At 73.1% G+C, this 12,151-nt stretch carries 8 protein-coding genes; 3 read left to right on the forward strand and 5 right to left on the reverse strand.

Going from position 1 to position 12,151, the window contains the following annotated elements; translation table 11 throughout:
- Positions 1 to 69: 69 nt before the first annotated feature.
- Together OHS57_RS32145 and OHS57_RS32150 are read left to right on the forward strand one after the other, a co-directional pair.
- On the forward strand, positions 70 to 1,746 hold the full coding sequence (locus tag OHS57_RS32145) for an FAD-dependent oxidoreductase (protein ID WP_328584174.1): 1,677 nt from the start codon (positions 70 to 72) through the stop codon (positions 1,744 to 1,746).
- Between the two features lie 3 nt (positions 1,747 to 1,749).
- A complete protein-coding gene (locus OHS57_RS32150; protein WP_328584175.1) occupies positions 1,750 to 2,787 on the forward strand; it encodes an SGNH/GDSL hydrolase family protein in 1,038 nt (345 codons plus the stop codon).
- A gap of 21 nt (positions 2,788 to 2,808) precedes the next feature.
- Here OHS57_RS32150 and OHS57_RS32155 read toward each other — a convergent pair whose 3' ends face one another.
- The 5 genes from OHS57_RS32155 to OHS57_RS32175 form a co-directional block, all read right to left on the reverse strand.
- A complete protein-coding gene (locus OHS57_RS32155; protein WP_041997242.1) occupies positions 2,809 to 3,495 on the reverse strand; it encodes a Type 1 glutamine amidotransferase-like domain-containing protein in 687 nt (228 codons plus the stop codon).
- Positions 3,492 to 6,398: a helix-turn-helix transcriptional regulator gene (locus OHS57_RS32160; protein WP_041993263.1), complete on the reverse strand. Its 2,907-nt coding sequence runs from the start codon at positions 6,396 to 6,398 to the stop codon at positions 3,492 to 3,494. The genes OHS57_RS32155 and OHS57_RS32160 overlap by 4 nt, the downstream gene beginning before the upstream one ends.
- 99 nt (positions 6,399 to 6,497) lie before the next feature.
- Positions 6,498 to 6,737: a hypothetical protein gene (locus tag OHS57_RS32165; protein ID WP_041993266.1), complete on the reverse strand. Its 240-nt coding sequence runs from the start codon at positions 6,735 to 6,737 to the stop codon at positions 6,498 to 6,500.
- Between the two features lie 127 nt (positions 6,738 to 6,864).
- Positions 6,865 to 9,978 (reverse strand): type 2 lanthipeptide synthetase LanM family protein, encoded by a 3,114-nt coding sequence (locus OHS57_RS32170; protein ID WP_328584176.1) that lies wholly within the window; start codon positions 9,976 to 9,978, stop codon positions 6,865 to 6,867.
- A 184-nt stretch (positions 9,979 to 10,162) separates the two neighbouring features.
- A complete protein-coding gene (locus tag OHS57_RS32175; protein ID WP_041993274.1) occupies positions 10,163 to 10,903 on the reverse strand; it encodes a peptidase E in 741 nt (246 codons plus the stop codon).
- A 195-nt stretch (positions 10,904 to 11,098) separates the two neighbouring features.
- Between OHS57_RS32175 and OHS57_RS32180 the strand changes: the two genes are divergently transcribed.
- Positions 11,099 to 12,094: a LuxR C-terminal-related transcriptional regulator gene (locus tag OHS57_RS32180; protein WP_041993278.1), complete on the forward strand. Its 996-nt coding sequence runs from the start codon at positions 11,099 to 11,101 to the stop codon at positions 12,092 to 12,094.
- Positions 12,095 to 12,151: the final 57 nt, after the last annotated feature.

Here is a 12,151-nt window from a genome sequence, read left to right on the forward strand (position 1 = left end):
CCACCGTGCTCCGGCCGCTGTTCTCCATCCCGCTTTCCGCCTCCGCCTTTCTGACGAAGGGAACGAAGGATGCCGACACCGACACCGCCCCCCGTCGTGGACGACGCGTACCCACTGCTGACGGACGACCAGATCGCGATCCTGAGATCCTGCGGACAGGTACGGTCGCTCCGCGAGGGGGAACATCTCTTCCGCGCGGGCGAGCCCAGCGAGGAGTTCTTCGTCGTCCTCAGCGGCACGGTGGCCGTGGTCGAAGCCCGTGACGACCAGGACGAAATCGTCCAACTGCACGGTCCGTACAGCTTCCTCGGTGAACTGGGCGTGCTGGAGGGCCAGACGCCCTTCCTCAGCGCGCTGGCGAGCACACCCGGCGACGTACTCACGGTGGGTTCGGCCGCCCTGCGCGATCTGCTCAGCCGGGAACCCGCGCTAGGCGACCTGATCCTGCGTGCCTACCTGCTGCGCCGTACGATGCTGGTCGGCGCGGGCGCGGGGTTCCGCATCATCGGCTCCGCCTTTTCCCCCGATACGCGGCGGCTGCTGGAATTCGCCGCCCGCAACCGCCTTCCGCACCGCTGGGCCGATCTTGAGAAGGACACCGGGGCCGAGGCGCTGCTGACGCGTCTCGGTGTCACTCCGCAGGAGACCCCCGTCGTCGTCTGGCACGACCGTCGTGTGCTGCGCAATCCCTCCAACGCCGAACTCGCCCGGGTCATCGGGCTGCGGACGCAGACAGCCGCGGGGGTCTGCGACCTGATGGTGGTCGGAGCGGGACCCGGAGGTCTGGCCGCCGCGGTGTACGGCGCCTCCGAGGGGCTCTCGACCGTCGTCCTGGACGCGGTGGCGACCGGCGGCCAGGCCGGTACGTCGTCGCGGATCGAGAACTACCTCGGTTTCCCCGCCGGGATCTCCGGCATGGAGCTCGCCGAACGCGCCGTCGTGCAGGCCAACCGGTTCGGTGCCCGGATCTCCGTCCCCGCCGAGGCCGCCGGCATCGAACAGCGCGACGGAACCAGCGTGGTACGGCTCGCCGACGGCGGCACGGTCGCCGCCGACAACGTCGTGGTGGCCACCGGCGCCCGCTACCGGCGGCTGACAGCCCCGGGTGTGGAGCGGTTCGAGGGTGCGGGGGTCCACTACGCCGCCACCCTCTGGGAGGCACGGACCTGCCGCCTTGACCCGGTGGCTGTCGTCGGCGGCGGCAACTCCGCCGGCCAGGCGGCCCTGTTCCTGGCGCGCGAGTCGCCCGCGGTCCATCTGCTGGTCCGCGGCGGAGACCTGGCGCACAGCATGTCCCGCTACCTGATCGACCGGATCGAGCGGCACCCCCGGATTGATGTCCGACTGCATACCGAGGTGCGGGAGGTCACCGGCGAGGACGGGGTCGAATCCGTCGTCGTTGAGGACAACCGCACCGGCGAACAGGAGGTACTGCCGGACCGGGCCCTGTTCGTCTTCATCGGCGCCCGTCCCGCCACCTCCTGGCTCGCCGACGCCGTAACCCTGGACCGGCGTGGCTTCGTTCCGACCGGTCAGGACGTGGTCCATGCGGCAGCGGACCTCTGGAAACCCCTGGCCCGCGCCCCGCTCGCCCTGGAGACCGGTCTGCCGGGGGTCTTCGCCGTCGGCGACGTCCGCAGCGGCTCGGTCAAGCGGGTGGCCTCGGCAGTCGGTGAGGGCGCCATGGCCGTCCGTCTGGCGCACGAACACCGCGGGGAGCAGGCCGCTCTGCCTGCTGAAAGGTGAGGAGTGAGCAACGTCGTCGCCGTCTGCAAGGCGCTCCTTGAGGTGCGCGACCCGGAGTTCGCGTCGTCTCTGTCTCCCGGGCAGCTTCGACACCGCTATGGGTCAGCTCAAGAAGGACCACGGCGCATCGGACCTGCTGAAGTCTGCGGCCGTCAGACGGTTCGGCGAGTCGGCGGAGATCGCAGCGGTACTCGCTTTCGTCGTGCGCACCGAACCTGCGAGCATTGGGCGATGACTCAATACCGGCACGTCGTCGCCCTGGGCAGTTCCTTTGCGGCAGGACCGGGCATCGAACCGATCGAGGACTTTCCCGCGATGCGGTCGAAGCGCAACTACGCACACCTGGCCGCGGAGCGGCTCGGCGCCGACCTCGTCGATCTGACGGTCTCCGGGGCGACGACCGCCACGATTCTCGACACACCGCAGATCACCATGGCAGGAGTGGAGTTCGCGCCGCAGATCGAAGGGCTCCCCGCGGACGCTGACCTCGTCACGCTGACTGCCGGCGGTAACGACCTCCAGTTCGCCGGGTCGATGCTCTACGAGGCCTGGCGGCAGAAGGATCCCGACAGCCCGCTGGTCACGATGATGGCTCAGCAATTTCCTCGTGGTGTCCCAGCGCCGACCACGGAGGCGATCGAGGCGACGGCACAGGGGCTGCTTCGAATCGTCCAGACGGTTCGGTCCCGTGCTGCCGATGCTCGCGTGGTCCTTGTCGACTACCTGACGGTCCTCGACGATGCCACCGGATCCGACGATGCCACCGGCCCCGACAACGACTTGCCCTTCTCGGCAGCGCAGAGGGCCGCGTTCCGCAGGATCCAGGACGGCATCGCGCGGGCCTACGGGATCGCGGCGGACCGCTCTGCGGCCGAGGTCCTGCGAGTGTCCGAGCTGAGCGCTGAGCATGCCCTCGGGTCGGCCGAACCGTGGGTCTTCGGGTTCCAGCCGACTCTTGAATCCACGGCGCACTCCTTCCATCCCAACGAGAAGGGCATGGCCGCCGTCGCCGACGCGCTGGTCAGGCTGCTGGAGAGCTGAGAGGTATCCGAACGGATCAGCTCAACTGCCAGCGACCTGGGCCGGGTTGAACAGCTTCCACTGGCCTTCGGAGACGACCTCGATGCCGTCGCCGGTCACCTTGATCGCGGTCTGGGCGTCGATGGCGTACGCCGGGCCGGAGATCCCGGCGGCCCATCGTGCCGCCTCGGCCATGGTGTTCTCGGGGCAGTCGGGGCTGTCGAGATGCGGGAAGACGGAGAAGTCCACGACTCCCAGCGCGCTGTCGCCGCCGGCGGGCGGCTTCCAGCCGACGAAGTGCGTTCCGACACGGGGCGTCAGGACCATGCTGCCGGCGCTGAGCCCTACGTAGACCGTGTCGCGCAGCGACGGGAAGAGGCCGGCCAGTCCGGACTCGCGCATCCAGTGGCACAGGTACAGCGCGTCGCCGCCGTTCACCAGCAGGACGTCCGCCTCCCGTACCCAGGAGACCCAGCGTTCCTTGTCGATGCCCGGCAGTGCGGTGAGCTCCAGCACGCCCACCGACTTCCACCCCAGCTCCGTCATGGGACCGGGGGAGCGTCCGCTGATGAAACGCCACGGCCCGCCCGGATCCCCGTACGGCCCGCCGTACCCCGCCGTGGGGATGCACAGGGCCGTCGACTCGGCGATCGGTCTGCCGAGGAGGTCGACCAGCGCCGCCAGGATGCTCGCGTTCCTGACGCCGGAGTCGGTGAGGAGCAGCTTCATCGCAGTCGGGTCGAACGCTCGCACAGGTCAGCGCGGTTGGCCGCGCCCGTCTTGTTCATCAGGCTGGCGATGTGTTTCTCGACCGTGCGGGGCGAGATGAACAGCCGGTCGGCGATGTCCTTGTTGCTCAGCCGGTCGGCGAGGAGCAGGAACGCCTCGTACTCCCGGACGGTGACGCCGAGGGTCCGCAGCTCTTCGGGGATGCCGTCCGTGCCGCTGCGGTGCTGGTGCACCGGGGCGCCCAGCCGGCGCAGGGCGGCCCGGCAGGCGTTCGTGACGGCCGGTACGCCCTGCTCGTGGAAGTGGTGTTCGGCCCGCCTGAGCCAGGCGACCGGCTCGCCCCAGCCGTCCTCGTGCGCCGGGTCCGCGACCAGCCGCAGGCCCAGGTGCAGGGCGGCCGGGTACGCGGCGGCGTCGCGCAGGGCCGTGTCGATGCGCTCGGCGGCCCGCTCGCCCTGCCCCTCCCGGCCGAGCAGGACGGCGTCCGCGAGCGTGACGAACTGGCGGTTCCACCGCATCTGCCCGACCGCCGTCGCGGCCACCGCCTCGTGCCGGGCGCGGTCCGCCTCACCCGCCAGCACGTCCAGCAGCAGCCCGACCCCGTGCGTGCCGCCGAGGTGGTACGTGCTGGGGTTGTGCCGCTCCAGCGCCGACAGCGCCCCCAGCTCCGCCCGTGCCAGGTCGCGGTCCTCCTCCATCAGGGCGCAGAAGGCGCGGGCCATGCCCAGCGTCAGCGGCTCCTCCTGCGATCCCGCCCCCTCCCATTCGGCGAACGAGTCGAGGGCGGCCTCCATCGCCGGCCGGTCGCCCTGGTGCGCCTCCAGTGACGCCAGGGACATGAGGAGATACCGGACGGCGGGGGCGAGTCTGAGCCTGCGCACGATCGTCAGGCACTCGACGGCCGCCTCGCGCGTCGCGTCGCGCGCGCCCCGCATCACCCCGTCCAGGACGAGGATGCCGTCCACGGTGTGCACGATGTTGATCGAACCGAGCCGCAGCGCCTCGTCCCTGGCGGAGAGCAGTCCGGCGGTGTCGCCCTCCGCCAGCCAGTCGTTGCCGCCGATCCGCGTCGCCGCGTACATCCGCCGCAGGGGGAGCTGATGCCGCTCCGCCGTCGACAGGGCCTTCTCCAGCATGGCCCGGGACTCGTCGGGGTCCCGTTCGCGGGCCACGGTCGCCAGCAGCTCCCACGCCTGGCAGGCGACGGAGGGCAGCGCGTAGCGCTCGGCGGCGTCGGCCGCCGAGCGGGCCAGCTTCTCCGCCTGCTGGGTGCGGTCGGTGCCGGGGGTGTCCAGGGCGAGATAGGCGGCGGTGACATCGACGGACGCCGTCGCCGCGCCGTCCGGATTGGCACCCAGCACCTCGCGGGCCCGGTCGATCTGCCGGTTGCCGTCGCTCCAACGCCCCGCCGTGTGCGCCACCTTGGCCAGCCGGGTGTGCAGGATCGCCAGACGTGACGCACCGAGCCCCGCGCTGTCCAGGGCGTGCAGATGCTCGACCAGGTCGAAGGCCCGGTCGAAGTCGCCCGACTCGGCGAGCGCGGGCAGCAGCGGCTCCAGCGCGCCCGCCCGCTCCTGTGGATCGCCGGCCCGCGCCAGCAGGGTCTCGGCCCGGCTGAGCAGGGTCACAGCGGAACCGAGCGCGCCGGCGGCCAGGGCCCGCCGCCCCGCCTCGGCGAAGAGCTTGCCGGCCGCCGCGTCCTCGCCGGCCTCGGACCGCAGCCCGGCAGCGAGCGCGCACCAGTCGCCGGGCAGCTGCGGGTGCAGCTTCTCGACCGCCTCCGCGCCCTGGCGCGCCAGGTCCGCGCGCTGACCGGGCGTCAGCTGGGTGAACAGGGCTTCCACGGTGGGCGAATGGCGAAAGGAGTACCAGTCGGGGGCGGGCTCGTCGGGGACCACCAGACGAGCGGCGACTCCGGCGTGCAGATGGCTGAGCAGGGCCCGGTCGTCGACTCCCGTCATCCGCTGGAGCACGGTCAGCGGGAACCGTCTGCCCAGCACGGCCGCCGCCGACAGCAGCGTCAGGCCCTCGGCGCCCAGCCGGTCGATACGGCGCAGGATGCCGCGGGCCAGCGCGGACGACACGTCGCCACGCGGATCGCCGACCGTGCGCCAGCCGTCGGGGCCCTGCACCAGGGTGCCCGCGCCGATCATCGACTGGAGCAACTCCTCGACCAGGTAAGGGCTTCCGGCGCTGCCCTCCCACAGCCGCTCCAGCACCGCCGCCGGCACATCCTCCGGCGATGTGCCCAACTGGCCCGCGACCAGGTCGCGTACCTGGGGGCGGGTGAGTGGCGCCAGCTCCACGACGGATGCCGTGCCGCGCCGGCGGGCCGACTGTGCGAGATCCAGCGCGTCGCTGAAGTCCGTGCGGACGGTGGCGAGCAGCAGGACCGGGCTGTACTCCAGGTTGTCCACGAGATATTCGAGGACGCCCAGGGTCTCGGGGTCGGCGTCGTGCAGATCCTCCAGCACCAGGAGCCGGCCCCGGCCGTGGTCGGTTGCCATGAGCAGGCGCAGGACGGCCTCCCCCAGGATCACGATGGAACTGCTGTCGCCCGCCCCGGTGTTCCAGTCGGGGATCAGCCGTCCCAGCACCGGCTTGTACGGTCCCAGGGACAGCTCGTCCAGCGATTCACCGGTGCGGAAGAGCGACATCAGCGCCTCGGTCAGCGGCCGGAACGGCACCGCGGGCCCTGTGGTGCTGCTGCGGCCACGCAGTACGCCCATGCCGACCCCGAGCGCACTGCCCACGACCTCGGCCGCCAGCCGGGACTTGCCGACCCCGGCTTCGCCGACCAGGAAGACCACGCCACCGCGCCCCTGCTGAGCGTCGGACAAAGCGCGTCCGAGCAGCCCCAGTTGGGCATCCCGGCCGATGAGGGAAGAGGCTTGGAGACGCATGGCTTCCAAGCATAATCAGAATATCCGGAACCGTGGTGTGCCGTCGGGACTTCCCTTCCGCTCGGCGGTCCTGTCGGCCCGCCGAGCGGTGGGACGCGGCTACTGGGGCGCGGACACCGAGGTGTCGATCGAGCTGAGCGTGATGACGAGGCCGCTGGTGAGGACCATCCCGGCCAGGATGCGGGCGCGGGCGCAGGCGCGGTTGCGGCCCGAGAGGGTGATGCCGCCCGCGGCGTCCTGCTCGTCGGCGGCAGCGGGCGTGGGGGCCTCGGTGTCGGCGGAGACGGAGGCGACGGCGGAGGTGGAGACGGCAGCGGCGCGGCGGGAGTGCAGGTTCATGGGGAACTCCTTCGTGGGGGAAGTGCGCGGATGAACGAGCGGGTGAACGAGAGGAAGAGCGGAGACAACGAGCGTGCGGGGAGGAGCGGTTGGTGGGCCGGGTCCGGCCGGCCGGGGAGGCTCGCCCTCAACAGGTGGGCGGATTGACCGGGTTGCCCGGACAGGAGTGCTCCAGCAGGAGCGCGGACGGGACATGGGCCGGGGAGCAGAGGCGGAGCAGCCCGTAGCCGATGCCGGCGAGGCCCGTCAGCATCCCGGGAGAGGGCACTTGGCCGGGGGTCGCGCAGCGGTGCTGCTGTCCCTCGACGGTCGCGAGGACCCGGCCGCCGGCCCGGCCGAGAGCGGCGGACGCCGTGGTGTCGCCCTGGCCGGCCAGCACCGACAGGGCTTCCAGGGCACCGAACGCGCCGTGGCCCGCGCTGAGTTCGGGTCCGTCCCCGAGGGCGGCGAGGCGCGTGGCGAGGTCGTCGCGCCCCGGCAGGTGCGCGGTGGCGGCGGCGATCCCGGGCAGGCCGGTGGTCCACGACGGGTTGGGCGCTGCGGCTTCAGGGGCGGTGTCGGCCGAGCGCAGCAGTCCGGCGGCGATCTCCGGGTGTCCCTTGCCGTCCGCCCGGTGGTCAGCGTGGCGCCACAGCGCCCAGCCGATGCCGGCGGCGCCCTCGGCGAACCCCGCGGCGCCGTTGCCCCGCGCCGCGGCGGGGGCCAGGGCGTCCGCCACCGCTTCGGCCAGTTCCAGGGCCCGGCGGGCGCCGGTCGCTTCGTGGGTGGCGACGGCCGCCGCCAGGGCGCCTGCGGCGCCGTCGGCGAATCCGAGGTCCATCCGGCCCATGACGGCGTGTTCGAGCGCGGTGAGGGCGTCGGGCAGCGAGTCGGCGAGGTCGGCGTCGAGCAGGGTCGACAGCCGCACCAGCCCGTACAGGATGCCGCCGAGCCCGTCGTACGCCCCGGGTCCGACAGCGGCGCAGAGTTCGGGGTCGGCGGCCAGCATCTTCAGCAGGGCGGGCAGCGGCAGTACCGCCTCGTGGGCGAGCGCCGTGTAGCGCTCGGCGCCGGCCAGCACCCCGGCCTGGGCCAGGAAGAGCGCGACTCCGGTGTATCCCTGGGCGAGTCCCGCACCCATCGGGAGCACCGACCAGTGGCCGCCCGGCAGGCTCTCCAGGCCGAGCCAGTTGGCCCGGCCGCCGGACCGCACGGCGCGGGCGGCGATCTCGTCGGCGATCCCGCAGGCGGCGGCGAGCAGCCGGGACGGTTCGGGCGCCACGGCGGGCAGCGGGGCGGGCACCAGCTCGGAGCGCGGCCGGACCAGCGGGGAGTCGGCCTCACGGGCGGCCAGCGCCGCGGCGACGATCCATTCCTGGTTGCGGCAGTCGACCTCGTCCATCCGGGCGATCTTGGCGCGGACCGCGCTCAGGCTCGACACGGGCAGCAGGTCCGGCAGCCAGGTGCCGCCGGCCGACCGTACCCCCGTGCCGGACGGCAGGTGGACGAAGAGCGGGACGTCCCCGCGCCACAGGTCCTCGGTCTCGTGCTCCACCAGCCGGCCGCGCGCCGGGTCGTGCGCGGACTCGGTCCACAGCACGGCGAAGGCGGCGTCCCTGGCGAGCGCGTCACCGAGCAGCGCCGGGTGGGTAGACTCCTCCAGCAGCGTCGAGTACAGCCGGGTGGAGCGGACGATCAGCCGTGCGGGGCTCTCCGCGTGCCGCTCCAACAGGGCTCCCGGCGCGGTGAGTTCGGCGCCGTGCGCCCGGATCGCCGCGTACGTGGTGCGGAAGCCGTCCAGCAGCGCCGCGCGATGGTCGGCGCCCTGGAGGCGGTGCCCGCCGGGCAGCGGCTGGTTCTGCGCTGCCGGGCTGACCACCGCGCCCCTGACGACCCGCATGGTGTCAAGGCCGCTGTCCTCCCAGCACAGTCCCTCGCTCGGGTACGTGCCTTCCTCGGCGCGGCCCAGCGCGGAGATGTCCAGCGCGCCGTTCTCGCCGATCAGCAGATGCGGCAGCAGGCACGTGCGGTGCACGGACGCCTGGAGGGCGTCGGCCGCCGGGTCGGCCCCGGCCGTCGCGGCCTGCGGAAGTCCGGTGTGCAGCAGGGTCTCGGCGTCCACCAGCACCGGCTGGCCGCCGTCGGCGATGAGGTTCTCGTAGTGCATGTCGGCGCCGTCCACCGCGTACAGCAGGGCCAGCAGCGCGCCCTGGCGCCGGTAGAAGGCGTCCGCCTCGGTCACCGAGCCGCACCAGCGGTGCTCGATGAACTCCAGCCAGCCGTGCTCCTGCCGCCGCACCGTGCGCGGGGTGCGCAGCTCCAGGCCGTCGACCCGGCCGGTGAGCCAGTGGGCCAGGTCGTCCAGCAGGGCGTGCTGCCCCAGCGGGCGCGGCTTGTACACCGCGCGTGACCCGTCGGCGAACGTCAGCACCGCAACCGAGCGCCCACCGCGATGGGCGTCGCCCCGGCCCAGTTCGACGCGGGTGAGCGGGCCGGGGTCGCGTCCTTCGAGCAGGACGCCGACCAGGTCCGCCCGGTCGGCGTGCAGCCGCAGGCCCAGTTCGGCGACGGCGTCGGCGGCGTCCAGCGCCGTCAGGGCCAGCATCCGGGCCAGTACCGGATAGCCGGTGAAAAGTGAACCCAGGCCGTCCGCGCTGCCGTTGGCGGCGAGGAAGGCGGCGAACCGGTCGCGGGGCGTGGCCCCGTCGAGCCGTCCGGCGCGCCGTGCGCCGGCCAGTTCGCTGACGAGGGTGCGGGCCGCCTGCCGGGCCAGCCGGCTCAGCAGCCACTGCTCGAACGAGGCGCGCAGCACGTTCCGTTCGGATGCGGGAAGCGGTGCGAGCTGCCGGTCGAGGGCGTCCGAAGCAGGCACCACCAGCGGTGCCACGACCGGCGCGAACACGTCGGGCCCGGTGGCGTCGTCGTCACCCGGCACCGGCCGTGCGGCGAAGTGCGCGGATTCCAGGGCCTCTTCGACGTAACCGGCCCAGCGGGGCGTACCGGCACGGTCCGCCAGGTGTTCCGGTGCCTCGCCGGCCAGTGCCCACACGGCGAGTTCGTCGAGACCCAGGTGGGCCAGCCGGGTCGCGAAGCCCGCCGTGTCCCCGACGGCCCACGGGGCGCGGCCGGACGTGGCGGTCGTGGCTGACGCCGCCGGACGTCCGGGGGCGCCGACCCGCTCGCTGAGGGAGAGCGCGGGGGCCCACCAGGCGAGCGGCAGGTGCGCGCTTCGGGGTGTCGTGGGTGCGGCTGATTCGTTCACAGGAAGAACGTCGCAGATATCGCACGACCCCCACATGGGGGTGCGGCCCCCATATTCTCCGGCGGCCCCGGGTAGCCGGGTGGGGGCCGCGCGGAAGAACGGGGGTACGTACGGGCCGCGTTACCGGCGTCAGAGTCCCAACTCGCAGGTCAGGGGCCGCCCTGACGCTCGGTCGGTAAGGGGGTCAGTGCCGGGCCGGCGGCAGCGGGCGCGGCTCCAGGCGTTCCTCGCGCACCCCGTCGCCGTCGCGCGACACCACGTAGGCGCCCTTGCCGGCCGACTCCGTGACCGCCTCCACGAGACGGGTGCCGTGATAGACGAGCCCCACGCCGTCGTCCGTACAGTGCGCCGTCGGCAGGGTGCCGTCCGCGACCAGCCGGTGGATCAGCGGGCGGCGGCCCAGGTCGGAGTCGTAATGGACCCCGTTGCCGTACGGCAGGAAGCCGAGCGCGTCCACCACCGGCCGCAGGTCAGGACCGTACGAGTCGGTCGCGCCGCCCTCGAACCAGCAGATCGACCCGGCGCTCACCCCGCTCAGCACGACCCCCGCCTGCCAGGCGCGCCGCAGCGCACCTTCCAGGCCGTGCACCCGCCACACCGCCAGCAGATTCGCCACCGAGCCGCCCATGACCCACACGACGTCGTGGTCGAGGAGGGTGCCTTCCACGTCCGCGACGTTCGGCATGGGGAACAGGTGCAGCGGCGTCAGGTCGAACCCCGCGACCCTGGCCGCCTCGTGCATGCGCGCGGTGACGTGCTCCGCGTCCCCCACCGCCGTGCCCAGGTACAGGATGCGCGGCCGGCGGCCGGTCACCCCTGACAGGTCGACCGCGTGGTGGACCAGGGAGTCGAACAGCACCCGCGCGCGGGCACCGGCGCGATGCCCTCCGGAGGTGGCAAGGACGGTCGGCTGCGAGGCAGGCATGCGCGCGATGTTAACCCCTGCTGCGCGAGTGACCGGCGGGAGGCACCGGGGACCGCGCCGCCGCGCCGGTCGTACAACGTGGGGACCGCGCCCACAACTTGGGTGGTCGCCCCGCATCCGCCGGCCGCCCGCACTCCCGTCTACTGATGACCGGCCGACGGACCCCCGGACCCCCGGACAACAGGAGTGAAGGACATGCGGACCTCTCTGGGTATCGACTCCCTCGCACGGAGCGTCTATCTCGCCATGGTCGACCAGCCCGACGCCGGAGTCGCCGAGTTGGCCGGGCAGTTGAACGAGGCCGAGGAGACGGTCAGGCAGCGTCTTGAGCGGTTGTCCGCCCTGCTGCTCGTGGTGCCCGGCGACACCGCGACCGGCTTCCGGCCGGTCGACCCCGAGGTGGGCCTCGCCGCGATGCTCGCCCGGCAGCAGGACGAACTCGCCCGCCATCGGCTCCAGGTGGAGGACAGCAGACTCGAAGTCACCCGGCTGCTGTCCGAGCACACCCTCGGCAGCCGGGAGAGCATGCCCGGCGTCGAGTGGCTGGCCGGTGCGGACGCCGTCTGGCGGCGCCTCGCGGAACTCGCCGAAGGGTGCGAGCAGGAGTGGCTGACCGTCGGTCCCACCGAGCGGCTGGCCGTGGCCGCCGCCGAGTCCGCCCGGCCCGTCGACGAGATCCTGCGCCGCCGCGGCACCGCAGCCCGCACCATCGTCCTGGAGAGCGTCCGCAACGATCCCGAGGCGATGGGCCGCGTACGGGGGACGGACGACAGCGTCGGGTCGATCCGTACGCTGCCTTCGCTGCCCGCGTGGATGATTCTCTGCGACCGCACCCACGCGGTGGTCCCGGTCGCCAGCGCCCGGTCCGTCGTCGGCGCCATGGTGTGCGGCGTCGAGTCGGTCACCGAGGCGTTCGCCGCCCTGTTCAGCCGCCTCTGGAAGGAGGCGCTGCCGCTGACCGAGGCGCGCCCGCGTACCCGTGGCAGCCTCTCCCTCCAGGAGCAGCACGTGCTGCGGCTCTGGGCGCAGGGCCTCACCGACGCGGCCGCCGCCCGCAGGATGGACGTCTCGCTGCGCACGGTCCGCCGGCTCTCCGAGAAGCTGACCGACCGCTTCGGCGCGCAGAGCCGCTTCCAGCTCGGCGCCCTGGCCATCGCCCAGGGTGGCATCCGGGTCGAGGACATGGTCTGACGCGCCTGCGCGTACGCCCCGACCGTCGGCCCGGCCCCGCCCGTACGTACGCCCCCA

Origin of the sequence: Streptomyces sp. NBC_00370, assembly GCF_036084755.1 — a bacterium.
Lineage (GTDB): Bacteria > Actinomycetota > Actinomycetes > Streptomycetales > Streptomycetaceae > Streptomyces.